The organism is Streptomyces sp. NPDC047022, assembly GCF_040644155.1.
In the GTDB taxonomy this organism is placed as follows: domain Bacteria; phylum Actinomycetota; class Actinomycetes; order Streptomycetales; family Streptomycetaceae; genus Streptomyces.
The window spans coordinates 1-25,389 of record NZ_JBEYVV010000008.1 but is presented as its reverse complement, the minus strand read 5'-3'; the positions used below and the strand labels follow the sequence as shown (position 1 = coordinate 25,389).

Annotated in this window: 20 protein-coding genes; 15 read left to right on the top strand and 5 right to left on the bottom strand. The window is 69.7% G+C overall.

What is annotated here, in order from left to right; translation table 11 throughout:
* Together ABZ845_RS11580 and ABZ845_RS11575 are read left to right on the top strand one after the other, a co-directional pair.
* Window positions 1–1,962 carry a phosphocholine-specific phospholipase C gene (locus ABZ845_RS11580; protein WP_360976499.1) on the top strand — a complete coding sequence of 654 codons (1,962 nt, stop codon included), beginning with the start codon at window positions 1–3 and terminating at the stop codon, window positions 1,960–1,962.
* Between the two features lie 87 nt (window positions 1,963–2,049).
* Window positions 2,050–2,823, top strand: a complete 774-nt coding sequence (locus tag ABZ845_RS11575) for a GntR family transcriptional regulator (protein WP_360976496.1) — start codon at window positions 2,050–2,052, stop codon at window positions 2,821–2,823.
* Window positions 2,824–2,945: 122 nt separating this feature from the next.
* Here ABZ845_RS11575 and ABZ845_RS11570 read toward each other — a convergent pair whose 3' ends face one another.
* The 4 genes from ABZ845_RS11570 to ABZ845_RS11555 form a co-directional block, all read right to left on the bottom strand.
* Window positions 2,946–4,592, bottom strand: coding sequence for a TauD/TfdA family dioxygenase (locus tag ABZ845_RS11570; RefSeq protein ID WP_360976493.1), 1,647 nt, complete (start codon window positions 4,590–4,592; stop codon window positions 2,946–2,948).
* A 132-nt stretch (window positions 4,593–4,724) separates the two neighbouring features.
* Window positions 4,725–5,276: an SMI1/KNR4 family protein gene (locus ABZ845_RS11565; protein ID WP_360976490.1), complete on the bottom strand. Its 552-nt coding sequence runs from the start codon at window positions 5,274–5,276 to the stop codon at window positions 4,725–4,727.
* A gap of 150 nt (window positions 5,277–5,426) precedes the next feature.
* Window positions 5,427–6,356, bottom strand: a complete 930-nt coding sequence (locus tag ABZ845_RS11560) for an LLM class flavin-dependent oxidoreductase (protein ID WP_360976487.1) — start codon at window positions 6,354–6,356, stop codon at window positions 5,427–5,429.
* 87 nt (window positions 6,357–6,443) lie between these two features.
* Window positions 6,444–6,938: a lamin tail domain-containing protein gene (locus ABZ845_RS11555; protein WP_360976484.1), complete on the bottom strand. Its 495-nt coding sequence runs from the start codon at window positions 6,936–6,938 to the stop codon at window positions 6,444–6,446.
* A gap of 271 nt (window positions 6,939–7,209) precedes the next feature.
* Here ABZ845_RS11555 and ABZ845_RS11550 point away from each other — a divergent pair, with 271 nt between their 5' ends.
* The 12 genes from ABZ845_RS11550 (at window position 7,210) to ABZ845_RS11495 (ending at window position 22,884) form a co-directional block, all read left to right on the top strand.
* A complete protein-coding gene (locus ABZ845_RS11550; protein ID WP_360976933.1) occupies window positions 7,210–7,938 on the top strand; it encodes an FAD binding domain-containing protein in 729 nt (242 codons plus the stop codon).
* Between the two features lie 380 nt (window positions 7,939–8,318).
* A complete protein-coding gene (locus ABZ845_RS11545; RefSeq protein ID WP_360976481.1) occupies window positions 8,319–9,587 on the top strand; it encodes a serine hydrolase domain-containing protein in 1,269 nt (422 codons plus the stop codon).
* Between the two features lie 404 nt (window positions 9,588–9,991).
* Complete coding sequence (gene fusA, locus ABZ845_RS11540; protein WP_360976478.1) at window positions 9,992–12,094, top strand: elongation factor G; 2,103 nt, start codon at window positions 9,992–9,994, stop codon at window positions 12,092–12,094.
* 244 nt (window positions 12,095–12,338) lie between these two features.
* The gene (locus tag ABZ845_RS11535; protein ID WP_360976475.1) at window positions 12,339–13,796 is read left to right on the top strand and encodes a DUF2079 domain-containing protein; all 1,458 of its coding nucleotides are present in this window, start codon (window positions 12,339–12,341) and stop codon (window positions 13,794–13,796) included.
* Between the two features lie 306 nt (window positions 13,797–14,102).
* On the top strand, window positions 14,103–15,212 hold the full coding sequence (locus ABZ845_RS11530; protein WP_360976472.1) for a glycosyltransferase: 1,110 nt from the start codon (window positions 14,103–14,105) through the stop codon (window positions 15,210–15,212).
* A 157-nt stretch (window positions 15,213–15,369) separates the two neighbouring features.
* Window positions 15,370–16,173, top strand: coding sequence for a class I SAM-dependent methyltransferase (locus ABZ845_RS11525; protein ID WP_360976469.1), 804 nt, complete (start codon window positions 15,370–15,372; stop codon window positions 16,171–16,173).
* Window positions 16,174–16,450: 277 nt separating this feature from the next.
* A complete protein-coding gene (locus tag ABZ845_RS11520) occupies window positions 16,451–17,050 on the top strand; it encodes an SH3 domain-containing protein (protein WP_360976466.1) in 600 nt (199 codons plus the stop codon).
* A gap of 256 nt (window positions 17,051–17,306) precedes the next feature.
* Window positions 17,307–18,113, top strand: coding sequence for a DUF2690 domain-containing protein (locus ABZ845_RS11515; protein WP_360976463.1), 807 nt, complete (start codon window positions 17,307–17,309; stop codon window positions 18,111–18,113).
* A gap of 142 nt (window positions 18,114–18,255) precedes the next feature.
* Window positions 18,256–18,942: a hypothetical protein gene (locus ABZ845_RS11510; RefSeq protein WP_360976460.1), complete on the top strand. Its 687-nt coding sequence runs from the start codon at window positions 18,256–18,258 to the stop codon at window positions 18,940–18,942.
* 304 nt (window positions 18,943–19,246) lie between these two features.
* Entirely contained in the window at window positions 19,247–20,989 is a 1,743-nt protein-coding gene (locus ABZ845_RS11505) for a phosphatidylglycerol lysyltransferase domain-containing protein (protein WP_360976930.1), read from the top strand.
* A gap of 132 nt (window positions 20,990–21,121) precedes the next feature.
* Window positions 21,122–22,138 carry a permease gene (locus ABZ845_RS11500; RefSeq protein WP_360976457.1) on the top strand — a complete coding sequence of 339 codons (1,017 nt, stop codon included), beginning with the start codon at window positions 21,122–21,124 and terminating at the stop codon, window positions 22,136–22,138.
* Window positions 22,135–22,884, top strand: a complete 750-nt coding sequence (locus ABZ845_RS11495; protein ID WP_360976454.1) for a TIGR03943 family protein — start codon at window positions 22,135–22,137, stop codon at window positions 22,882–22,884. Before ABZ845_RS11500 ends, ABZ845_RS11495 begins: the two co-directional genes overlap by 4 nt.
* 42 nt (window positions 22,885–22,926) lie before the next feature.
* On the opposite strand, the gene ABZ845_RS11490 is transcribed toward ABZ845_RS11495, so the two are convergent.
* Entirely contained in the window at window positions 22,927–23,508 is a 582-nt protein-coding gene (locus tag ABZ845_RS11490) for a helix-turn-helix domain-containing protein (RefSeq protein WP_360976451.1), read from the bottom strand.
* Window positions 23,509–23,752: 244 nt separating this feature from the next.
* On the opposite strand from ABZ845_RS11490, the gene ABZ845_RS11485 reads away from it, so the two are divergent.
* Complete coding sequence (locus ABZ845_RS11485) at window positions 23,753–25,195, top strand: MFS transporter (protein ID WP_360976448.1); 1,443 nt, start codon at window positions 23,753–23,755, stop codon at window positions 25,193–25,195.
* Window positions 25,196–25,389: the final 194 nt, after the last annotated feature.

Genomic DNA, 25,389 nt, shown 5'->3' with positions numbered 1-25,389 from the left:
ATGACCGAGATCAGCCGCCGTACCTTCATCGGCTCCACCGCGGCGGCCTCAGCCGCCATCGCCGCCGGACTCCCCGGCACGGCTCAGGCCGCCGGACGCGGCAGTATCGCCGACGTCAAGCACGTCGTCATCCTGATGCAGGAGAACCGCAGCTTCGACCACTACTTCGGCACCCTGAGCGGGGTACGCGGCTTCGGCGACCGGCAGGCGAGTGTCCTCGCCGGCGGCGACACGGTGTTCCGCCAGCCCGACAGAAGCCGCAAGGAGGGCTACCTCCTGCCCTTCCGCATGGACACCACCAAGTACAACGCACAGAACGCCGGGGGCCTCCCGCACGACTGGGACACCGGCCACACCGCGGTCGACGGCGGGGCCATGGACAAGTGGGTGCAGGCCAAGGGCGAGCGGACCATGGGCTACTTCACCCGGCAGGACATCCCCTACCAGTACGCCCTCGCCGACGCCTTCACCCTGTGCGACGGCTACTTCTGCTCGCTCAACGGCCCCACCGACCCCAACCGCCTCTACCTGTGGACCGGCACCGCCGGGCCCGGTGTCGACGGCACCACCGGACCCTGGACCGACAACACACCCGTCACGAACAACCCGGTGGCCGACTGGACGACGTACGCCGAGCGTCTGGAGAAGGCGGGCATCACCTGGCGCGTCTACCACAATCCCGACGGCTCCGACGACCGGTACGGCGACTACGACGACAACGCGCTGTCCTACTTCAAGCAGTTCCACGAGTTCCCCAAGGACGACCCCCGCTACATCAACGCCATGACGAAGTGGGACCTCACGGCGTTCGACAAGCACTGCAAGGACGGCACCCTTCCCACGGTCTCCTGGCTGGTGGCGCCCTACCTGTTCTGTGAACACCCGGCGGCCGGCCCCGACTACGGCGCGCACTGGGTCGACACCGCGCTCCAGTCGTTGTTCTCCAACCCGGACGTCTGGAAGCACACCGTCTTCCTGCTCATGTACGACGAGAACGACGGCTACTTCGACCATGTCATCCCGCCGTTCCCCGAGCCCGGCACCAAGGACGAGTTCGCGGGCGGCAAGCCCATCGGCCTCGGCAGCCGCGTCCCGCTGTGGGTCGTCTCCCCGTGGTCGCGCGGCGGCTGGGTCAACTCAGAGGTGTTCGACCACACTTCGGTGCTGCGCTTCCTGGAGCGCGTCACCGGTGTGCACGAGCCCAACATCTCCGACTGGCGGCGGACGGTCTGCGGCGACCTCACCAGCTGCTTCGACTTCACCAAGCCCGACTACAGCATCCCGGGACTGCCCGACACGGTGGCCCTGATGGCGAAGGCGGACGCGGGCAACTCCCTGCCCGCGGTCAAGATACCCACCGAACAGTCCATGCCCGCCCAGGAACCGGGACACCGCCCGCACCGCCCGCTGCCGTACCGACCGTCGGCGGATGTGGCGGTGGACCGCGTCTCGGGCAAGGTGACCTGCACCCTCACCAACGACGGCAGCGTCGGCTACCACTTCACCGTGCTGCCGAACACCGCCCTGCCCTTCACCGGCACCCCGTTCACGGTCCCGCCGCGCTCGACGCGCACCTATGTATGGGACACCTCCGCGACCGACGGCCGCTACGACTTCTCCGTGTACGGCGCCGACGGGTTCGTCCGCCGCTTCTCCGGCACGGTCGTCCGCGCAGGCCAGGACGATGTGGCTGTGCCCTCGGTCAAGGCGACACTGAGGCACTCCGGGCGCCCGGGGAACGCGTCGCTCGACCTGGAGCTGCGCAACAACGGCGGCACCGAGGCGGCCTTCACGGTCACCCCGAACGACTTCGCGGGCAAGGAGCGGACCGTGTGGGTCGAAGCCGGGGAGCGCACCCGGCTGACTTGGCCCACCGATGAGGGACGCTACGACTTCACGGTCACCGCCGGTACCGGCACCCGGTTCGCCCAGCGGTACGCGGGCACCGTGCACGCCGGGTGAAACCCGCCTGCTGGGGGCGCTGCGGGTAGGGTCGGGTGCGGGCCGGGGTTCCGGCCCGCACCACCCATGAGCGGCCCAGGAGACCCGGTGCGGCAGCAGCACGACAACCCGGACAGCGAACTGCGCTACCGCAAGGTCGCGGCCGAACTCCGCGAGGCGATCATCCAGGGCGAGTACGCCACCGGCGCCAAGCTGCCCCCCGAGGCGACCCTGGCCGAACGCTACGGCGTCTCACGCGGCACGATCCGGCACGCCCTGGCCGTGTTGCGCTCGGACGGTCTGGTCACCTCCCGCCGCGGCACGCCCCGCACGGTGCTGGGAGGCCCCCGCGCCCAGAGCTTCTCCGAACTCCTGAGCTTCACCAACTGGGCCCGCTCCCTCGGCGAGACACCGGGCGGCCGGGTGGACCGCGTGGTACGCCGCCCCGCCGACCCGGAGGAAGCCGGTCAACTCGGCCTGGAGGAGGGGGCGGAGGTGTACCTGGTTCTCCGGGTGCGCACCCTGTCCGGGGAGCCGGTCATGGTCGAACGGACGCTGTACCCGCCCAGGGTGGGCGCCCTGGTGGCCGAGCTGCCCCCCGATGCCGTCTCCCACACCGAGGCCCTCGTCCAGCACGGCGTGCACTTCACCGACGCCGACCACACCATCGACCTCACCTGGGCCGACGCGGACGACACCAGACTGCTGGACTGCCCACCCGACCAGGTCCTGCTCCGCGAACGCCGCCGCACCACGGACCCCTCCGGCACCCCGGTGGAATGGTCCGAGGACCGATACCTCCCCGGCACGATCGCCTTCACGGTCCACAACTCGGTAACGACGTCCCCCCTGGGCCGCCACCACAACCCCCGCGCCCGATAAAGCCGCAACCCAGCACCGCCATCACGCCACAGGAGCAACTCCCCTGAAAGGGGCGCGGGGAACTGCGCAAAGACCCACGACGCACCCGCGCGGGACGCGACACAGAACCCCGCGCAACGCGATCACCCCCGCAGCAGCCCACCGAGCAACGGCAAAAAGTGCTCAAACCCCGGCGTAACGCCAAGAGGATCCTTGGCCCCGTCATCCCACCGCCGGACGGCAACCGCATCACCGGCCCCCGCCAACCCCGCAAACTCCGCCGCCTCCGCAGGACTCATCACCCCACCCTGCACCTCCAGCGTGTACTTGGACGCCGAGGACAACTCCTCGTAATACCCCGGCTCCACCGCACACAGATACCGCTTCGCCGCCACATGCAGCCGCACCGGCTCGGTCACCTCGGGCCCGAACCAGCGACCGAGCCAGTCCGCCCCCGTGTGGCTGTGCCGGTTGTCGTTGCCGCCCATCAGGTCCCTCCCGGTGACGGCGTCACCCTCGAAGTGCCCGATGTCGTGCAGCAGCGCCGCCGCCACCAGGTGCGGCGGCGCCCCCGCGGCCTCGGCCAGCGCTCCGGCCTGGAGCATGTGCTGGGCCATGGAGACCGGTTCTCCCAGGTACTCCACGGCCCCCGCACCCTCGAACAGCTCGGCCAGCGGTTCCAGGGTGTCCGCGCGCCGCAGCACCGCCAGGGTGCTCTCCAGACCGTCCAGATCCGCGTAGCAGCCCTGGAGGTGGCGGGCACCGTCCTGGGCGAACGCCGTACGGGCGTGCAGCAGCCGGGTGTTGTCGAACACGAGGCAGTCACCCGGCACCAGCCGCAGATCGAGCCTCAGCTCCGGCCGCAGCAACAGCTCGGCAAAGGTCCGATAGGCCGAGTAGAAGGACTCCAGCTCCCCGGCGGCCAGCCGCAGCGTGCTGATCGAGCGGTTGTTGAACCGCACCTCACGCACCCGCCCCAGCGAGTCCGTGCCGATCAGCGGCCGGTGGGCCCGCAGGTCGGTGTCCGCGTCACGGAAGACGAACGGGACGGGCGTGCGGACGAGGACCTCGAACGCCTCGGGGTCCTCACGTCGCAGCAGCGCCGCCGCGCCGAAGCCGTCGACCAGGCCCGAGTCGCCGCCGTCCGCGTCGTTGACCAGGCAGTGCAGCAGCTGCAGCGTCGGCACGGGGTCGCGGTACGGGTTGTCGGTGTGCGGTGTGATGGCGGACGAGGTGAAGGCCAGGTTGTTCGGGTCGGGCTCCACGCGTACGTCGAAGAGCTTCCCGTAGTTGGTCTCCCGGACGTGCCCGAAGGTCTCCGCGACTGCCAGCACCTGCTCATCGCGCTCGGGCACCCCGCGCAGCACCATGAAGCCCAGCCGCAGCACGGACTCCAGCATCCGCGCCCTTACGGCCGGCTCGCCCACGTAGTCCTCCCAGCGGGCCCCGGGCAGCCGCCCCGCGAGGTCGCGCGCCGTCCACAGCTCCTTTCCGTCCTCGGTACGCCGGTCCCGGCGCCCCGGGGTCCCCGGCCGGTTGGCCTCCAGCCAGGCCGTCGGGTAGGCCGAGCGGTGGCCGTCGGGGGCCCAGACCACCTCGACGGCCTGCCCGGCGCCGCCCCCGGCGGCGGCCACCGCCTTGACCCGCAGGCCCGCCGGGAGGTCACCGATCTGGAAGAGCTTCTGCCCGGAGCGCGGATCGCGGCACTGTGCGCACGGGCAGTTGTCGCGAAGCCACATCACCGGCATATCGCCGATGGGGAAGCCGGAAGGGCTGGACGGGTCGGACATGTTCGCTGCTCCGCTCAAAGTTGTATAGCCAACTTCTGAGACGGTCACAGCCGGACACGTCCCGGAGGTGACGCCGAGATGACGGCGGGGCGAACCCCCGCTGCTGGTGCTGTTCCGAGGCTGTCCACCGCCTCAAGAAATGGCATCCTCCGCGTGCAGGGCCATCGCGGCGAAGCTGTCGTGATCTTCAAGATCGCCGCCCTCGCCGGGCCACCACTCGTACGCGGTCCACTCGCCGTTCTCCCCGGCGCTGTCGGCGTGCAACAGCCAGTTGCCACCGCTGCCACCCCAGTCGACCGAGATCAGCAGGCACCGCTTGAGAATCTCGACGCTCTCGGCGAAGTGGTCCATGTCCGGCGACGACCACCATCCGAGGAGTTCGGCCTGCAGATCGGGAAACCACCCGATCTCATCGACCTTGAGCAGATCGAGACCGCCGATGTTGTTCCAGCCGTTGGTGGTCAGCAGAAAGTTCCGGTACGTCGGCGGCAGCCGGACCCCGAGTCGCTCTTCGGCAGCCAGGATCGCCTCCTCGCTCGCCGGCTCGTAGCCGAGCCAGCCGGCCTCCCGCTGGGCCTCACTCAGCAGGTCGGTCCCTTCCGAATCGGCCTCGCGGAGATAGTCCGAGTTGAGGAACTTGGAGCTGTAGTCACTGAGGAACGTGCGCCACTGGGTGGCGGTCAAGGGGGAGGGCTCCACGCCGGAATTCCTTCGATGGGGCAACGGGTCGCAGGGAGCCTCGCACCGATCCGCATCAATCGAACATATGTATGTAGTTCCATGTCCTTTCGGACATCACTTGATGCCTCCGCGTCCAGAACCGCGACCATTCCCTCAGCGACCGAGCTCCGGCAGAACTTCGCCGGCCAGCCGCTCGGCGTGTCCGGCAGGGTCGAACAGGGGAGTGAACAGGATGAGATCCGCGCCGGCGGCGAGGACCTCGTGGAGCCGGCGGGCGCACTCGGCAGGCGTTCCCGCGATCGCGGCGGCCTCGGTCTCGGGCGACCGTGTCATATAGAGGGCCGCCAGCTCGTCGTTGATCCGTTCGCGGGCCCGCCGCGCGTCGTCGTCCACCGCGATGTAGACGCGCTTGGCGATGGCGAAGTCCTGGGCCGGCCTTCCGGCCTCGGCCAGCGCCTCCCGCACGGTCCGCACCTGCTCGGCGAACTTCTCGGTCGTGGCCTGCCCCGCGCCGAAGAAGCCGCTGAACAGGCCGGGCGTCATCGCGGCGCGCCGCAGGGCGGTGCGCCCGCTCCCGCCGAACCACAGCGGAGGGTTGGGCTTCTGGAACGGCTTCGGTTCCATGGAGGCGTCGGCCAGCTGCCAGAACTCGCCCGAGAAGTCGACATGGGACTCGCGCCACAGGCGTGTCATCACCTCGAGGCCCTCGTAGAACCGGGCGACATAGCGGTCCGGGTCCACGCCGAAGGCCCCGAAAGGCCGTCGCTTGCCACCCGTGCCGAAGCCGGCCTCGATCCTTCCCCGGCTGATCTGGTCCAGCGAGGCGATGCTCTTCGCCAGGTGCGCCGGGCTGTGCAGCGTGGACACGAAGACCACGCACCCGAGGCGCAGGCGCTCCGTGCACGCGGCGGCGTAGGCCATGGTCTCGGCCGGACCGAGCTGCGGCTTCGAACCGAGCGTCTGTTCCTGGGCCCAGGCGCTGTCGAACCCCAGCCGCTCGACACGTGCGAGGTAGGCGCGGAACGCGGCTGGGCCGAACTCGCCGTCCGCGTGGAACTGCGGGATGGACATCGCGAATCGCATACGCGGATTCTATGGAGCGTCACCAGCACAGCCGGGTGGCCGCGCCGCCCACCGCGCGGCGGCGGGCGGCGAAGCCACGGCGCTGCGTCAGCCGTGGAACGTGATGTAGCCGTTGCCGTCCCGGTCGGAGCCGCTCTTCGTGTAGGAGTGCACGTCCGCGCGGCTGCCGCCGGGCTTGTACAGGTAGATGGTGTCCTTGTCGTTGTTCCACATGAAGTTGCAGTTCTGGCGGTACACGACGTTGCCGGCGTCGGAGTCCGTGCCGTGACCGCCGCGAAGCCTCACGTAGTCCCCCGGCTCGAGGTAGTGGTTCGCCGGGAACGTGAAGTGGTTGCCGGCGGCGTCCTTGACGACGTACCCCTTGAGGTTGACGGTCGTGGTGCGCGAGTAGTTCTTGATCGTCAGGTACTCGTTCTTGGCGTTGCCCGTCGAGCAGCTGTTGGAGTCCCGGCCCGGTGCGTCGTACTGGATGCCCGCGATCTTCAGTGCCGACGAATACTCGGTGGCCTGGGCCGGGCCGACCGCGACGATGCCGAGCGTCCCGGCCGCGGCGGCGGCGGCCACGACTGTGCGTATGCGCATGAGGTTCCCCCCTCGATGGTGCGAATGCAGCGCGAGGAGCCTACACAACCCGTAAGGGTCAGGTGCTGAAGAGGTGAGGAAACGGTGAAGGCGCACGGCGCCGGTGCCGTGGCGCCGCTCCGCGGGCCCGTGCCCGTGCAGCGCGGGCGATGAGTGCGTGAGCCCTGTACGCGCCCCCGAGGGCGCGGGAAGAATGCGCCGTGTCGGCGTCCTCCCGGCCGATCTGACACGCCCAACCGCCCACGTCCACAAGGAAGGCAGGTCGGCTGCCGTGCTGTTGCGTCTGCCCACGTCGGTGTCCGAAGCACAGGAGTACATGGCCCAGGGCGCGGTCCCGGTCGGCGGGGCGACGCTGGTGTGGGCCGCCTGGCAGCGGGACGGCTTTCCCGAACTGGCGATGTCGCTGCGCGAACTCCCCGAGGCCAACGCGATCGGGCACGGTGAACTGGGCGCGGCCGTGGTACTGCACCGCATCGACGGCCGTGTGCCCGAGACGCTCCACCGGGCCGCGGCCATGGTCGGCACCGGCGCGGTGCGCCGGACGGCCACCGTCGGCGGCAACCTCGTCGGCAGCACACTGCGCTGCCTGCTCCCCGCAGCGCTCGTCCTCGACGCCCGTGCCGTGATTCTGGAACGCGACGCCGTCTACGAGACCGAACTGGCCGGTGTCGTGGACAAGCACCCCCTCCTGCTCGGTCTGCGCTGGCAGGAACCGGCCGTCAGCGCCTACGACAAGCACACGGCCGCGCCCGGAGGACCGCCGCCGCTGGTGGTCGCCTCCGCCGTGCATGCGGACGGCGAGGGGGAAGGCCGTCTCCGGGTCGCCGTCCGCGACGGCTACGAGGTGCTCAGCGGCAGCGCCACGCGGCCCGACGGCGTAGGCACCGGCCATGTCCTGCACGCCCTGCGCGACACCGCCGTCGGTCAACTTCCCGCTGATGCGTGGGATGCGGTGTGCCGTCATGTGTCGGATCTGCTGGACCGGCTCTCCGCGCGGTAGATCCCTGGCGGCGCGTCCGTCACACGCATGAACGCAGGGCCGAAGCCGCTGCCGGAGCCATGGACCAGCGCATGGTGATCGCGGCGACTTGGTGGTGCTGGTCACCGGCACCCCCACGCATGCGTGTTCGGGGAAAGAGGTCGTGCGTGAACGCGGCGCGCGGACAGTCCGGACGGGCCGCCCCATGGCACCGGGCGTCGCCCGACTGGCGCAACCGTGCGCGTGCCCGAAAGCCGCCTGTACAGCGGCTGAAGCCCGGCGGTCACGGAGCGTACGGCGCCGCCGGGCGGCCAGGCGCGGGCGCTCATATGCTGAGTCCACAGCTCGGGGTCTGTGTTCTCGGACATGGCCGTGTATGACGGCCCGGTTGGAGTCAGCCCATGACGCACGCCCGTACCCGGTTGCGCAGGGGAGCCGCTGCAGCCGCCGCGGCAGGGACGCTCGCACTGCCGCTCGCGGTGAGCGCCGCGTTCGGGCTGCTGGATCCGGAGCCCACGACCTTCGCCGTCACCCTCCCCGACTCGCTCACCATCGCCAAGCCGTCGTCCGTCGGCGGCATGCGCAGGCTCACCCCTGAGGTGGCACGGCAGCTTGACAACGCTGTCCAACGGGTCATGCGTGTGGCGCACATCCCCGGCGCGACGGTCGGCCTGTGGACAGCCGACGGGGACAGCTACGTACGGTCCTTCGGCGTCGCGGACAAGGCCAGGGGTCTGAGCATGTCGCCGGACCTGTTCATGAGGATCGGCAGCGAGACCAAGACGTTCACCGTGACGGCGCTGCTCCAGCTCGTCGACCGCGGCCGGGTGCGGCTGGACGACCCGATCACGAAGTACGTCGCCGGGGTGCCGGGCGGAGACAGGATCACCCTGCGCGAGCTGGCCGGGATGCGCAGCGGACTGTTCAACTACTCCGCCGACGAATCGTTCTACAAGGACCTGACGTCCGACCCGCAAAGGTCATTCACTCCACGGCAGTTGCTCGAATACTCCTTCAGGCATCCAGCGCAGTTCCCGCCGGGGCAGCGGTTCGACTACTCCAACACCAATCTCATCCTGCTCGGCCTCGTCGTCCAGAAGGCCGGCGGACTGCCGCTCGGCGACTTCATACGGGCGAACGTCCTCGCACCGGCCGGACTGGACCACACGCTGTTCCCGGCCGGCCCGGCGTTCCCCGACCCGCACGCACAGGGGTACACCGACCAGACCGCCAGCGGGAGGACCGAGGACGCCGCCGACTGGAACCCCTCCTGGGCCTGGGCGGCCGGAGCGATGATCTCCGATCTTCAGGACCTGCGCGTATGGGCCCACACGGTCGCCACGGGCCGGCTCCCGAACGGCCGTGTCCTGATCAGCCCGGCCCTGCAGAAGCAGCGGCTCACCACGCCCCCGACCACCGTCCCGGGCGCCGGATACGGCCTCGGTGTCTTCAACGTCCAGGGCTGGATCGGGCACAACGGCTCACTGCCGGGCTACGAGTCCCTGACCGTCCATCTGCCCTCCGCGGGCGCGACGCTGGTCGTGCTGCTGAACACCGATGTCTCCCACGACGGCCAGGAGCCCAGCACCCTCGTCGGCGAGGCCATCACGAGGATCGCCACACCGGGGCATGTCTTCGACCTGCCCGCGGAGCGCAGCTCCCCCGGATGATCCCGCGTCCCGCGGCACTGGTGTCAGCCCCGTGTACGCACCGGTGAAAACCCGGTGCGCCGCTCCTGCTCGTCCTCCTACACTCATCACGAATCGCGCGCCGCTCCAACAGACCGAGTGGCGCGCGCCGTTGACGAGTGAGGGGAGCCCGGCCGTGCGTGAGCGCACCGCTGTTGTCGTCCCCCCGTCACGGTTCGAGGTGATCCTCGTGTCCCGGCACGTCCGGTACCGGCTGCGCGGCCGGGACCGGATGCCCGCGACGAACCTCTGAACACCACGCCGACACCCTGAGGCGCAGTCCCTCCGCGCCATACGTGCGGCTGCCTCGAGTCGCCCTGTTCGGGGGCCCGTTCGTCCGGGAATCGCGCCGCCCTGTTCGGATCACCCTTGAAAGGCCACGGGCCGTGCGCACCGACCTTCACCGCAACCCTGACCACCAGCTCATCGACCATCGGCTCGCCGCCGTTCGCAACCTGGGCATCCTCGCCCACGTCGACGCCGGGAAGACGACAGTGACCGAGCGGATCCTGTACGCCACCGGGACCACCCACCGGCGTGGAGAGGTCCACGACGGCACCACCGTCACCGACTTCGACCCGCAGGAACGAGACCGCGGCATCACCATCTTCGCCGCGGCGGTCAGCTGCGCCTGGGACGGACACCGGATCAACCTGATCGACACCCCGGGCCATGTCGACTTCGCCGACGAGGTCGAACGCTCGCTGCGCGTACTGGACGGCGCCATCGCCGTGTTCGACGCGGTCGCCGGCGTCGAACCGCAGAGCGAGTCGGTGTGGCGGCAGGCCGACCGGTACGGCGTACCGCGCATCGCCTTCGTCAACAAGCTGGACCGGGCCGGTGCCGACCTCGACACGGCGGTCGACTCGATACGCCGGAGACTGCATCCGTCGCCTCTGGTCGTGCAGATGCCGATCGGTGCGCAGGACGGCTTCACCGGAGTGGTGGACCTGCTGCGCATGCGGTCGCTGGTATGGGCCGACGGCGCGGACACGCCGGAGGAAGGCCCGGTACCGGACGCCCTGCGCGAGGATGCGCTGCGTCGCCGTGCCCTGCTGGAGGAGGCGGTGGCCGAGCTCCACGCCGGGGCGCTGGAGGAGTTCTGCGCCGGTTCCGGACTCGGCGAGCGGACCCTCGGCGGGGCGCTGCGTGACCTCACGCGCTCCGGTGAGGGCGTGGTGGTGCTGTGCGGTTCCGCCTACCGCAACCGCGGCATCGAGCCGCTGCTGGACGCCGTCGTGGCCTATCTGCCCTCACCGCTGGACGTACCACCCGTGCGGGGCGCTGGGGACGGCGGCGAACAGGAACGGGCCGCCGACCCGCGGGCTCCGTTCGCCGCGCTGGCGTTCAAGGTGAGCGCCGCCGCCACGGGACGGCTCACCTATCTGCGTATCTACTCGGGAACTTTGAGGAAGGGGGAGACGGTCTTGGACGCGACGACCCGGCGGACGGAACGGATCGCCCGGATCCTGCGCGTTCGGGCCGACCGCCATGCCGAGCTGGACGTCGCCGTGGCCGGGGACATCGTCGCCGTGGCCGGGCCGAAGGCGGCCCGGGCCGGATCGACGCTGTGCGCGCCCGGCCGACCGGTGGTCCTCGAACCGCCGGTGGCCGCGGAACCGGTCGTGTCCGTCGCGGTCGAGGCCCGTGCGAGCACGGACACCGACCGGGTGGTGGCGGCGCTGGCAAGGCTGGCCGAGGAGGACCCCTCGCTGGTCCTGCGCAGCGACCCGGAGACCGGTCAGACGCTGCTGTCCGGAATGGGGGAGCTGCACCTGGAAGTGGCGGTCGAGAAGGTCCGCCGCGCCCACGGCCTCGACGTCAACGTCGGCAGGCCGAGGGTCACCTACCGGGAGACGGTGGCACGTGGTGTCGTCGGCCGTGTGTACCGGCACGTCAAACAGGACGGCGGCGCCGGGCAGTTCGCGCATGTCGTGCTGGACGTCGAACCGCTTGAGGCCGCGGGCGGCGACGACGCCGCGAGCGGCTTCGAGTTCCGTTCGGCCGTCGTCGGCGGGCGGGTGCCGCAGGAGTACGTCCGTGCCGTGGAGGCGGGTTGCCGTGACGCCCTCGCCGAGGGCCCGTTGGGCGGGCATGCGGTGACCGGGCTGCGCGTCGTGCTGACCGACGGGGGGACTCATCCGAAGGACTCCTCGGAGATGGCGTTCCGCACCGCCGGCCGGCTCGGCCTGCGGGAGGCGCTGCGGGCCTGCGCGATGACCCTGCTGGAGCCGGTCGCGGAGGTCACGGTCACCGTGCCCGAGGACGCCCTCGGTTCGGTGCTCGGTGACCTCGCGTCACGCCGGGGCCGGGTCTTCGGCTCCACGGCGCGGCCCGGAGTGACGGCGGTCGATGCCACCGTGCCGCTGGTCGAACTGTTCGGCTACGCCACCCGGTTGCGCAGCCGCACCCAGGGCCGCGGTGTCTTCACCGCCAGGCCCGCCGGCTACGCACCCGCGCCGCAGTCCCCGGGGACGGCGGAGCGGTAGCCGGGCGACGCGTCCCACCCCGCCTTGTGTGCGGGGTGGGCCGCGTCCGTCCCGTACGGGGTGGCCGTGCTGTCCGTCGGCCGCCCGTTCGGGTTCGAGATCGACGCATCAACACATCATCAGATATCCGCAGGAGAAATCACTCGTATCTCCGACAACTCGCGGGAGTTTCCCGGAGATAGGAGGAACGCTGTCGCTGGCATAATGGGCGACCGACATTGCATGTCGCTCAGAAAGGACCGCCATGACCGTGTCCACCGCCAGTCCCCATGAATCCGAGCAGTCGGTTATGGGGAGTGGGGAGGAAGGCGACCCGGCCGAGTTCGATCGCCTCCGTATCACTTGGTGGATGTGGGCTCTGGCGGGCACGCTGTTCTTCCTCTATCTGACGGTGTCAATCCGGCTCCATGAGCGCCTGTATACGTTCGGTTTCGACCTCGGGGTATTTGAACAGGCCGTTCGCTCTTACGCCGAGGGGCATTGGCCTGTATCCGAAGTCAGGGGAGCGGGCTTTCCTGTCCTCGGAGACCACTTCTCGCCGATTCTCGCTCTCATTGCACCGTTCTACGCGTTGTGGTCGACACCCAAGACCCTCATGGTCGTGCAGTCCGCCCTGATCGCCTCGAGCGTGGTGCCGTTGCTCCTGTGGACACGGCGGAGGCTGGGTGACGTTCCGGCCGTGGTGATCGGCGGGGCGTACGGGCTCTCCTGGGGTGTGGCGAGCGCGGTGCAGGGCTCGTTCCACGAGGTGGCCTTCGCGCTACCGCTCATCACGTGCTCGCTGATCAGCCTCGTGGACGGTCGCCTCCGCCAGGCCGCGCTCTGGGCGCTTCCGCTGATCCTGGTCAAGGAAGATCTCGGAGTGACCGCGGCCGTGATCGGCGGCTTCATCATCCGGCGCGGTGACCGAAAGCTCGGCATCACCACGATCCTGGCCGGATTGGCGGCCAGCGCCGTGGCCTTGCTCGTTGTCATGCCGGGGCTGAATACGTCCGGATCGTTGGACCGCACGGACTGGCTCAAGACACCCGGCGGCGGTGGACTCGGAGATGTCCTCTACCACTACACCGTGGGTGTGATCACACCCGATGTGAAGATGACCACGCTTCTTCTGGTGCTGGCACCCACCCTGGGCCTGGCCGTTCGGTCTCCGCTGATCCTCGTCGCGCTGCCCACCATGCTGTGGCGGTTCGTCGGCTCCTATATCGTCGCCTGGCGTACCGACACCCATCACTCCCTGGTGTTGATGCCGATCATCTTCATCGCCTTCGTGGATGCCCTGGAGCGGCGGCGTTCGTCGCCGGCCGGCCTGAAGCGATATCTCATGGGCTCTGCCGCGATCACATTGCTGCTCTTCCCCCAGTTCCCGCTGTGGGGGGTCTTTCAGCCGGCCACGTGGAAGAACGACCCTCATGTCGCCGCAGCACAGCGGATGATGGCCTTGGTCCCCGACAATGTGACGGTCCAGGCCAGCAACACCTTGGTACCCCATCTTGCGAACCGCACGAGCGTCAGTATCTTCGGCTGGGGCGAGAGCCGCCCCAATCCACAGTGGATCGTGGTGGACACGGCGGTGCCACTGTTCCAACGCTGGCCGTACGACTTGGCGACCGAGGCGAGAGTCCTGGACGCGGACCGTCAAGCCGGGTACACCACGATGGGCAGCGACGACGGAATCGTGGTGCTGAAGCGTGCGAACTGAGCCTTGAGCCAGGCCGGTTCGGCGCGGCACGGGATGGGACGTTCGCGAGATGTGAGACGCGGGACCGAATTCAGCTGTCCGGTACGGGGTTTGACCGAAATGAAGAGTGCCGGGCGGCCGGAAGTGCCGATGCGGCCGTGTATGTACGGCTTCTCGGGTGACGTCAAGAGCGTGGCGTGATCTTTGGTGCAACCCCGAATGTCAGCATCAGTGCGCAGGGCTGGTCGGCCGCCAGTGCGTGTGGGCGGCGGGGAAGGTCTAAGAGAATCCTCGGGGTTGCAGATGAAGCCGAAGATTTGCCTCAACATGATCGTCAAGAACGAAGCCCACGTGATCAAGCGGTGCCTTGAATCGGTTCGCCCCCTGATCGATACATGGGCGATCGTTGACACGGGCTCGACCGATGGCACCCAGGACATCATCCGGGAAGTTTACCGTGATGTGCCCGGAAACCTGTACGAGCGGTCATGGAAGGGATTCGGGAAGAGTCGCTCGGAAGCGATCGAGCTGGCTCGTGATTCTGCGACGTACCTCCTGTTCATCGATGCCGATGACGAGATGGAGATCGATTCGAATTTCACCATGCCCGAGCTCACGCAAGACGCCTACATGGTGGCACTGCACGACGGTCCGATCATCCATTGGCGTCCGGCACTGGTGTCGACACGGCTGCCCTGGCGCTATGTCGGAGTGCTGCACGAGTACATCGAATGCGGCAGGGAATACGATCGCGCGACCATCAAAGGCTTCAATATCCTTTCCCTCGGCGGTGGGGCACGCCTCAAGGAGCAGGGGCAGCGCGCCAAGTACTTGCAAGATGCCGCGATCCTCGAGGAGGGGCTCCGTGAAGAGCCCGACAATGCGCGGTACGTTTTCTACCTCGCACAGAGCTGGCGCGACGCGGGTGAACCGGAGAAGTCTCTTGAAGCCTACGACCGCCGTGCGGAAATGGGCGGCTGGGCGGAGGAGGTGTTCTGCTCCCAGCTGTACGCCGCGCGCCTCTCGGAGCGGCTGGGGCATGACGTGAGTGTCGTCATGGACCGGTATGTCCGGGCGTACGAGACCAGGCCGGTCCGGGCCGAAGCCCCGGGGGAGCTCGCCCGTCTGTGTCGGCTGTCGGGGCGCTGGCAGACGGCATACGCGTTCGGGAAAGCGGCCGTCAATATCCCTCGACCGGACGACATTCTTTTCGTGGAACACGGTTGGTACGCTTGGCGTGCGCTCGATGAATTTTCCATCGCAGCCTACTGGACCGGCCGGTATGAAGAAGCGAAAGAAGGCTGCGAGAGGCTTCTGCGAAACAAGTCGCTCCCTGCGGGGGAGCGGGATCGAGTGGCCAAGAATCTCGACTTCTCCCGCATGAAGCTGAGTGCCAGGATTCCCGCGGCGATGAAGCCGGTTGGCGTGCGCAGGTAGTCGACTGCATGACGTGCGATTGCCTGGAGCGCAGCAGGTGCGCCATCCCATCATGACGAGCGGAAATTTGCGGGGCGTGAGCACGTCGTCATGTCGTCGAGTGGGACAGTGGCTGTGCCGCATGATCGCCGATCCGGTCTCCAGGGTGCTTTCTCTCATGGCGCCGCCGCCCCTGGCCGAGCCGCGGGTGTTGTACGACGCCTGCCCCCTCTGCTCCTCTCCTCGGTTCTCCACGCTCCGGACGGGGAACTGCTCACAACATCCGCTGTACAAGCCGGTGGTCGAGCCGATCATGACGTGGATGTGCTGCGCCGCCTGCGGACACGTCTTCACCGACGGCTACTTCGCGGATGAGGTCTGCGCGGAGGTCTTCTCCTCGACCAACCCGAATCAGCAGCCGGGCGCGGCGTTCGAGCAGAACCGCTATGTGTCGGCGCGCATCGTGGAGCGCGTGGCGCGGTACGTCCCGGACGGCCGCTGGCTGGATGTCGGTTTCGGCAACGGATCGCTGCTGTTCACCGCGGAGGAGTGGGGCTTCGCGCCCGAGGGGCTCGATCTGCGGCCGTCGACCGCCGAGGGAATGCGCGGGCTCGGCGTGGAGGCCCGCTGCGCCGACCTGACGACGCTCGATGAGCCGGGCCGGTACTCCGTCATCAGCATGGCTGACGTATTGGAACACATGCCCTATCCCGGTCAGGGCCTGGTCGCCGCGCACCGGCTGCTGCGGGAGGACGGAGTCATCTTCGCGTCGATGCCCAACTACGGCTGTGCGGCCTGGCGGCTGCTCGACGCGGGCGACGTCAACCCTTACTGGGGGGAGCTCGAGCACTTCCACAACTTCAGCCGTCAGCGCCTCTACGACTTCCTGGAGGAGCACGGTTTCGAGCCCTTGCACTACTCCGTCAGCGAGCGTTATCGCGTGTGCATGGAGGTGATCGCGCGTCGGGTCCGAACCGTGTGACGGCCGTGGGCGGTCGGTACCCAGCCGGCAGGCCGGGCACGCCGCACCGGGGGTGGAAGCCCGCCGCGAGCGCCGCGCAGCCATGACGGTCACTTGTTCGAAAGCGCTGGCCGGCGGCCGGGCGGCGGGAATCAGCGCAGGTCGGTTCTGAGCCCGTGTCCCATGGGACGTCCCCCGCATCCCTGGGACGCCGGAACGGAATTCCCGGCCCTCGGCACGGAAACTCTGGGCGACGAGATCACGCTTCGTGATCTGCACTGTCAGCACGGAGGTTTCCATGATTCGTCGGACACTGCAGGGCGGCCTGGCGGCCGTGGTCGCGATGTTCGCGCTCGCGCCCACGGCCGTGGCCGCCACGGGTGAGCACATCACCCCGGCGCCGGTCGTAGTGACGGTCCCGCACCACCCGCACCCGCTGCTCCCCGTTGCGGCCCGGTCCGCGCCCGTCCGGCACCGTGCGTACCGCGTCCACCGGTGCCGTCACCATCTTCGTCACATCCGTCATACTCGCCACATCCGCCACGCCGGGTACGTCCGGCACACCAGGTACGTCCGGCACTCCGGGTTCATCCGGCACACCGGCTATGTCCGCCACGTGCGTCGCCTCCACCACGTCACGGGAGCGGTGTACCACCGCCGTAGCACCCGGGTCATGGGCCGTGTCGCCACGCGTCACTCCGCGCTGAACATCCGCTCCGGTCCCGGACTCGGATACCGCGTGGTCGGCCACCGCCGCTACCACGGACGCGTGCTGGTGGTCTGCAAGAGGAACGGCTCGTACATCTACGGCAACCCGCGCTGGTACCGGCTCGCACACGGCAAGGGGTACGTCTCCGCCCACTACGTCCGCGTATGGAGGTACGTGCACTGGTGCTGACCCGTTCGTCCTCTCCCCTCCCGAAGGAACGGCCCGCCCGGTCACCCGTGTGCCCGGGCGGGTCCGTGCGCCGCCGCCCCGTCAACTCACCGCCTCACCGATCTCATGCGGATCCCGATGTGTGGCAGCAGGGGATTCAAGGGAACACATTCCGACAAGCGGGGCGAACCGCCCATACTGGAATCGGCGTTGAGGGACTGAGGGACTGAGGGATGTTGAGGGATCATGCCATGAGACAGCCCCAAGGACCGGGACGGTGACAGCGGGCGCGGCGCGGACAGAGGCGCCCGACGGGCCGGAGGCCGCCCCGCCCGGGCAGCTGGACGGGCCGTTCGCGGCCAGACTGCGCGACCTGAAGAAGGGTACGGGCCTCAGCCTCGCGGCCCTGGCGGCGCGCACCCCGTACAGCAAGTCCGCCTGGCACCGCTATCTCAACGGCGTCCAGCGACCCCCGCGCTCGGCGGTGGAGGCGCTCGCCCGGCTCGCCGGTGCCGACCCCGGTCCGGTGCTGGCCCTGTGGGAGGCGGCCGAGCGTGCGTCGGGAGAGGACCCGGAGGCGCCCGGCGATGTCCGGACGGACCGGCGTTCCCGGCTTCTGCGGCAGCCACTGCCGGCGTTCGCGCTGCTCGTCACCGTGGCCGCCGTGGGCGTCACCGTGGTGGCGACCCGCGGCTCCGACGCGCCGGACGGCCGGACGGCCCAGGGGTCGCCCCGTTGCCGGGGCGCCTCCTGCCAGGGCCAGCTGCCCGGGGTGTCCGCGTGCGACAGGGACGCGCAGACCAAGAACTCGGTCCGTGCGTCGTCGTACGCGGTACGCCTTGAGTACTCCCCGTCCTGCCGCGCGGCCTGGGCCGAGGTCCAGGCGCGGGCGTCGGACGCCCGTGTGATCTCGGTCCGCTCGGGCCAGGATGTGCTGTCCGCCAAGTACCCGGGGGACGGGTCCGCCGGCACGGCGAGCCCGATGCTCGCCGTCGCCTCGCCCGAAGGGGTGGAGGCGTGCGCCGTGGTGGACGGCAAGGTGGCCTGCACCGGCCTGGACGCGGACGCCGCAGACGACCGCTGAGCGGATCATCGGATCACGGCTGCGCACCTGATGCGCCCGATGTCAACAGTCTCCCCTGGCGAATGTCCTACATGTTGTAGGGTTTGGCTCATTCGTCAGCCGGCCGGCATCGGCCGGTGCGTGGTCGCCGATCGGGGGATCTGTGCAGGAGCCGGACGAGCCGTCACCGGAGAACGGCCCGATCTTCGAGAGCGTGGTGGACCGGGCCTTGGACCTTCCGCGGTTCGCGGCAGCGATCCGCGTCACCGAGGCGTGCCCCTCCCGTGAGCGGCTGCGTGCGCAGGCCCTCGAGTCGCGCGTCCGTCTCGCCGGGGTCGCGGCCGACGAGTACAACCGCTACCTCGCGCTGCGCGCCACCGCCGTCGCCCGCAACGGGAGGCTCACCCGTGGTGACCGCCGCTCCGAGGCACTCCTGCGCGTACTCGCGGTACTGGTGCCGAGCCTCGGCATCGTGGTCACCGGCGTCTTCCTGCTGTGCGGATTCGGTCTGCGCGCGTTCGCCGTGCGCCCCCACTTCGACGACGGGCTCGTGATGGCGGGGGTGATCGCCGCCGCGGTGACGTCGGGAGCGGCCCTCGGGGATCTCGCCTGGCTGCTGGTGGCCCGCGCGCGGGGCCGCTACGGACAGGGCGGCGACGATCTCGCGGACCGCCATGTGGAAGTGCGCCGCGCTCGCGAGGAATGGGAGCGCGCCGTACTGGAACGGGGACTCGTGCCCTTCCTGAGCGAGCGCGTCAGCCCCGGGCACCGCGAACAGCACCATGAGCACGCGGCCCACGGGCAGGCCGATCCCGACCGTGCCGTCGGCGCGGAGGAGACGGCCTCGTAGCGGCTGCCGGACGGTCCCGAACGAGTGATTCTTTCCGCCCCTCACCCGCCCGGTTCTTCCATCCTTTCCTGACTCCTACCGTCCACAGGGTTCTCATAGCTCTTGCCGACTGTAGGGTCGATGGGCGCGTCGGACAGAACCAATAACAGGCTGTCCGCGTCCTATGTGTCAGATCCTGCCCACGCCGGTAGTTCCGGCCTCACTCTCCTCAAGGTGAATCATCTCGGTGCCCGCACAGCAACGACCACTGATCCCTCAGCAGCGCGGCCGGGACTCGCAGGACACAGGGAAGGAGCGCCCCTCCCTGCTCGCGCGCCTGCGCCCGGGGGCGGCCGTGGCCACGGTCTGGTACCTCAGGCTGCAAGCCGTGCTGAACATAGTGGCGGTCCTCTCGCTGCCCTTCCGTGAAGAGGTCCACGAGCACAACGCCGGTGAGTTCTTCACCCCGTACCTCGCCACCGCCGGCCTTGCCTCCGCCGCTCTCGCCCTGTTCCTCGCCGTGGTCATGCGGCGCCGCAAGCGGGCCGCGTGGATCTTGAACCTGCTGCTGGCCGGTCCCCTGTTCGCGCTCTACGTCCTCGCCCTCACCCAGGCCGAGTTCCGGCATCACGTCCTGAACTGGATCTCGGTCCTGCTGACCGGTGCGTTCGTGGCCGCTCTGCTGATCGGCCGCAGGGAGTTCAGGGCCATCGGCGACCGCTCCAACCCCAAGCTCGCCCTGATCGTCGCCGCCTGCGGCATCCTCGTCAGCGGCGGCATCGGCACCCTGCTGGTGAACGCCACCAACAAGCTGCCCGGCGCCACCCTGACCGACGAGATCGCGTACTCCCTGCTGCGCGGCGTCAGCGTGGGCCCACTGGCCGACCGCGTGGCCGCCGTGCACGCCCCGCGCTGGGTGGACATCACCATCAACGTCCTGATGGCGATCTCCTTCCTGTTCGTCCTGTACGCCTGCTTCCGCGCTCCACGCGGCGCGGAACTCCTCGGCGACGAGGACGAGCGGCGGCTGCGCGCCCTGCTCGACAAGCAGGGCGAACGCGACTCCCTGGGCTACTTCGCACTGCGCCGCGACAAGGCCGTGATCTGGTCCCCGAGCGGCAAGGCCGCCATCACCTACCGGGTCCTCGGCGGGGTGACCCTGGCCGCGGGCGACCCGATCGGCGACCCGGAAGCCTGGCCCGGAGCCATCGAGGAATGGCTGGAGGAGGCCCGGCAGCACGCCTGGACGCCCGCCGTCACGGGCGCCAGCGAAGAGGCCGGAACGATCTACGCCCGGCACGGCCTGGATGCTCTGGAAATGGGTGACGAGGCGATCGTGGACGTCGCCGACTTCAGCCTCGAAGGGCGGGCGATGCGCGTAGTGCGCCAGGCGCACAACCGCGTCCGCCGCGCCGGATTCACCGTACGGATCCGGCGCCACGGCGAGATCCCTGACGCCGAGATGGCCACCCTGATCGAGAAGGCCGACCACTGGCGCGACGGCGGTGAGCGGGGCTTCTCCATGGCGCTCGGCCGCCTCGGAGATCCCTCCGACGGCAGCTGCGTGATGCTGGAGTGCAACGACGCCGAAGGCGAGCCGCGAGCCCTGCTCAGCTTCGTCCCCTGGGGCGAGAAGGGCCTCTCGCTCGATCTGATGCGCCGCGACCGAAGCTCCGAGAACGGCCTGATGGAGTTCATGGTCATCGAGCTGCTGCTGCGCGCCCGGGACATGGGCATCGAACGGGTGTCGCTCAACTTCGCGATGTTCCGCGCCGTCTTCGAACGCGGCTCCCGTCTCGGCGCCGGGCCCGTGCTGCGGCTGTGGCGCTCCGTGCTGACCTTCTTCTCCCGCTGGTGGCAGATCGAGTCCCTCTACCGCGCCAACGCGAAGTACCGGCCCGTCTGGGAGCCTCGCTTCCTGCTGTTCGAGAAGACCAGCGACATCCCGCGCATCGGTATCGCCAATGCGCGCGCCGAGGGCTTCCTGAGCGTGCCGAGCCTGCCCTCCCTCTCCCGGCGCCGCCACGTCGAGGCACCGCAGGAGCGGCCGAGCCCGGCGAACCGCTGACGACCAGGTACAGAAAGGGTCATCGAGCGGCAAAGTCCCCGGTCCGGGATGAGACCCGGCGCCGGTGGCGACGTACCGAAGGGGAGCGGGAAGCATCCCGCCGAGCCCGCTCCCCGTGGAGGTACCCCGCCCGTGACGATCGTCAAAGCACCCCCGGCCCCGGCCGACCGGCGCGAAGGCGAGGAGGGGAATCCGCAGGGCTGGCAGTTCAACTCGTCCCTGGGCCTGGTCCTGCTGCTGCTCCTGCTGGTCGTCGGGCAGGGCCCGGTCCGGCGGGCGCTGGGCGCACCGGTGATGCAGAGCTGGATGACCGTGTTCCTCGCGGTGGTCGTGCAGGCGCTGCCCTTCCTCGTCCTCGGTGTGCTGCTGTCGGCGGCCCTCGCGGTGTTCGTCCCGCCGTCGTTCTTCGCCCGCGCGCTGCCGAAGCGGCCCGCCCTCGCGGTGCCGGTCGCGGGCGTCGCCGGGGCGATCCTGCCCGGCTGCGAATGCGCCTCGGTGCCGGTCGCCGGGGCGCTGGTGCGACGCGGTGTGACACCCGCCGCCGCCCTGGCCTTCCTGCTGTCCGCTCCCGCGATCAACCCGATCGTGCTGACCGCCACGGCCGTCGCGTTCCCGCGCAATCCGGAGATGGTGGTCGGCCGGTTCGCGGCCAGCCTCCTGGTGGCGTGTGCGATGGGCTGGCTGTGGCAGCGCCTGGGCCGTGCCGACTGGCTGCGGCCACCCGCGCGGGCCTCGTACGAGGGCGATAGCAAGGGCGCCGCGTTCTGGGGCTCGGTACGGCATGACGTGATGCACGCCGGCGGATTCCTGGTCGTCGGCGCGATGGCCGCGGCCACCCTCAAGGCCGTGGCCCCGGCGAGCTGGCTGCGCACTGCGGCGGGCAACCCGGTGGTCGCGATCCTCGCACTGTCGGTGCTGGCGGTACTGCTCTCCATCTGCTCGGAGGCCGACGCGTTCGTGGCCGCGTCGCTGTCCCAGTTCTCGCTCACCGCCCGGCTGGCGTTCCTCGTGGTCGGACCGATGATCGACCTCAAGCTGTTCGCGATGCAGGCCGGTACCTTCGGCCGCGCCTTCGCGCTGCGGTTCGCGCCCGTCACCTTCGTCCTGGCGATCGTGGGCGCGCTGCTGGTCGGGGCGGTGCTGCTGTGAACCGCCAGGCACAAGCGGCCGTCCTGTTCCTGCTCGGCGGGGCGATGCTGCACGCCGGAACCACCGGTCTCTATCTCCGGTACGTCAAGGCCGGGCTCCAGCCCCTGCTGCTCGCGTCCGGAGCCGTCCTGATCGTGGCGTCCGCCGCCACCGCCTGGTACGAACTGCGCATGGCGCGAAGGTCCAAGCGACAGGACGCCCAGGACACGGGCCACGACGACGGGCACGGACACGGCCACCGGGAGCCGCGCATCTCCTGGCTCCTGGTCCTGCCCCTGTTCGCCCTCATCCTGGTGGCCCCGCCCGCGCTCGGCTCCTACACCGCCGTGCGCAGCGGTACGGCGATCCAGCCGCCCCTGGCCTATCCGGCACTCCCGTCCAGCGATCCGGCCCCGCTCAGCCTGGTGGACTACGCGGGACGCGCGGCCTACGGGCACGGGCGCACCCTCGGCAACCGGCAGATCCAGATCACGGGCTTCGTGGCCCTCGACAGCGGCGGCAAGCCCTACCTCGTCCGCATGGCCCTCAACTGCTGCGCCGCCGACGCCCAGCCGGTCAAGGTCGGCCTGTCCGGGAAACTGCCGCCCGTGCTCCAGCCCGACGCGTGGCTCGAGGTCACCGGCACCTACACGGCTGAGCGGACCAAGGATCCAGTCAACGGAGGGATCATCCCGTACATCGACGTCATCCAGGCCAGGCCGGTGCCGACCCCGAAGGACCCCTACGACGAGAGCTGGAACCAGTAGTACGAGCGGTGGCAAGCGGGGGACGGGCCCGCGCGCTCCGGGTCAGCCGCGGGAGGTCCGCACCCCGTCCAGGGCGATGTTCAGCACCCGGTCGCGCTGGGCGTCGTCCAGGAAGTTCGTGGCCGTGATCCCGGCCACCATGCGCAGCAGGTCGTCGAACCTCATGTCCGTACGGGCCTCACCGGCCTGCTGAGCCCGCTCGAACAAAGGGCCGCCCGCCAGGTACATCGACTCCCGGCAGGCCAGGAAGATCTCCGACTCGTCGTCCATCGCCTCGCGCAGCGCCCGCTTGGTCACCGTGTAGTCCACGAACCGGCGCAGCCAAGAGGAGAGCGCCTCCCAGGGCTCCAGTTCCGCGGCTTCCTCGGCCACCCGGCACAGGTCGTTCACCTCACCCGCGTACACGCTCTCGAAGAGATGACGGCGGGTGGGGAAGTTCCGGTAGAGCGTGCCGATGCCGACGCCCGCGCGGCGCGCGATGTCCTCCAGCGAAGCCTCCGCGCCGTGCTCCGAGAAGATCTCGCGGGCCGCGGCGATCAGGGCGTCGTAGTTGCGGGCGGCGTCCTTACGGTGCGGACGCTGGGACGCGACGATCTCGCTGACGGGGAACGACTGAACCGTCACTGTGCCTCCCGGCCGGAACGCTTGAAGCGGAGGTTTGCCTCCGGTACAGTGGAGGCATACCTCCACTTTAGCAGTCGGGGTGCGTCCGCCCACGGACGCGTGCAGCCACGCACCCCTTCGCTCATCCCGCTGACTTCGGGCCCGCGCCGATCGCGCCCGCCCGCCCCTTCGTACCGTGACCGCTCGCTCCCCGCGGCGGTGGCCGGGCGACCCCGGCCGCACCCCCCAGTCTCGGAGTCCATACATGCCTCGGAAGTCAACCCGCCTCACCTTCGCGGTCCTCGCGACCGGTGCGGGCGTGTTCTCCATGCTGCAGTCGCTGATCGCGCCGGCCCTGCCGACCGTCCAGCACGCGCTGCACACCTCACAGTCCACCGCCACCTGGGTGATGACGGCCTATCTGCTGTCCGCCTCGGTCTTCACCCCGATCCTGGGACGGGTCGGTGACCTCGTCGGACGCAAGCGGACGCTCGTGTCCGTACTGATCGCCGTACTGGCGGGCTGTCTGCTCGCCGCGCTCGCTCCGAACATCGGAACACTGATCGTCGCCCGTGCCGTCCAGGGTGCCGGCGGCGCGCTGTTCCCGCTGTCCTTCGGCATCATCCGCGACGAGTTCGCGGCGTCCGAGGTCCCCGGCAGCATCAGCAACCTCTCCGCGGTGATCGCCGCGGGCGGCGGCGTCGGCATGGTGGCGGCCGGTCCCATCGTGTCCGCGCTCGACTACCGCTGGCTCTTCTGGATCCCGGTGGCTGTGGTCGCCGTCACCGCGCTGATCGCACTCCGCTATATTCCCGAGACGCCCCACCGGGCCGAGGGGCGCGTCCACTGGCTCGGCGCCGGACTGCTGTCGGCCTGGCTGGTCGCCCTGCTGCTGCCCCTGAGCGAGGCGGCCCACTGGGGCTGGGGATCGGCTCGTGTGGTCGGGCTGTTCGTGGCCGCCGCGGTGCTCTTCGCGCTGTGGCTGTCGGCCGAGTCGCGCACCCGCTCCCCGCTGATCGACCTGCGCGTCATGCGGCTGCCCGCCGTGTGGACGACCAACACCGTCGCCCTCCTGTTCGGCGCGGGCATGTACTCGATCTGGTCCTTCCTTCCCGGCTTCGTGCAGACGCCCCGCGCCGCCGGATACGGCTTCGGCGCCTCCGTCACCGCCTCCGGGCTGCTGATGCTGCCGATGCTCATCGCCATGTTCCTCTCGGGCATCCTCAGCGGCCGACTGGAGCCGGTGCTCGGAGCCAAGAAGCTCCTCACGGCCGGAGCCGCACTCGGCGCCGTGGCCTGCGGCTTCCTCACCCTCTGGCACGACAGCCGGTGGCAGGTGGCCGTCGTCGCCGGCGTGTTCGGCCTCGGAATCGGACTGGCCTTCGCCTCGATGGCCAACCTGATCGTCGGCAGTGTTCCGCCCGAGCAGACGGGCGCCGCGACCGGGATGAACGCCAACATCCGCACGATCGGCGGCTCGATAGGCGCGGCGGTCGTCAGCGTCCTGGTCACCGGCCGACTCCAGCCCTCGGGCCTGCCCTACGGCGACGGCTACACCCACGCCTTCGCGCTGCTGACCCTGCTCCTCCTGGCCGCGGCCCTGGCGGCTCTCCTGGTCCCGGCCCGCCGAGCGACACGCATCACGTCCGCCCCCCGAGCCTCCGAAGCAACCCCACATCCCGCCCCGGAACCGGCAACCACAGCCTGACCCTCCCCAACACCCGAAGACTCCCCGCGCCCCAACCACCAGGGACGCGGGGAACTACGGCCTCTCGTTTGGATCAGACCGGGCTCGCGGGCCCTGGTGCCGTTCCCCCAAGCTCTTCGAGCAGGGGGTACCCCCAGCCGCGTTGTCGTCGGTTGCCATGGCTCCGCCATGACGCCCTCCTCCGCCTTGCGATG

What these genes read in the sequence shown, in the direction of transcription:
- ABZ845_RS11555 (WP_360976484.1), bottom strand. Translation starts at nt 6,938, where the DNA reads ATGCGCATACGCACAGTCGTGGCCGCCGCCGCCGCGGCCGGGACGCTC.
- ABZ845_RS11525 (WP_360976469.1), top strand. Translation starts at nt 15,370, where the DNA reads ATGGCGCCGCCGCCCCTGGCCGAGCCGCGGGTGTTGTACGACGCCTGC.
- ABZ845_RS11570 (WP_360976493.1), bottom strand. Translation starts at nt 4,592, where the DNA reads ATGTCCGACCCGTCCAGCCCTTCCGGCTTCCCCATCGGCGATATGCCG.
- ABZ845_RS11545 (WP_360976481.1), top strand. Translation starts at nt 8,319, where the DNA reads ATGACGCACGCCCGTACCCGGTTGCGCAGGGGAGCCGCTGCAGCCGCC.
- ABZ845_RS11560 (WP_360976487.1), bottom strand. Translation starts at nt 6,356, where the DNA reads ATGCGATTCGCGATGTCCATCCCGCAGTTCCACGCGGACGGCGAGTTC.
- ABZ845_RS11520 (WP_360976466.1), top strand. Translation starts at nt 16,451, where the DNA reads ATGATTCGTCGGACACTGCAGGGCGGCCTGGCGGCCGTGGTCGCGATG.
- ABZ845_RS11580 (WP_360976499.1), top strand. Translation starts at nt 1, where the DNA reads ATGACCGAGATCAGCCGCCGTACCTTCATCGGCTCCACCGCGGCGGCC.
- ABZ845_RS11530 (WP_360976472.1), top strand. Translation starts at nt 14,103, where the DNA reads ATGATCGTCAAGAACGAAGCCCACGTGATCAAGCGGTGCCTTGAATCG.
- ABZ845_RS11485 (WP_360976448.1), top strand. Translation starts at nt 23,753, where the DNA reads ATGCCTCGGAAGTCAACCCGCCTCACCTTCGCGGTCCTCGCGACCGGT.
- ABZ845_RS11535 (WP_360976475.1), top strand. Translation starts at nt 12,339, where the DNA reads ATGACCGTGTCCACCGCCAGTCCCCATGAATCCGAGCAGTCGGTTATG.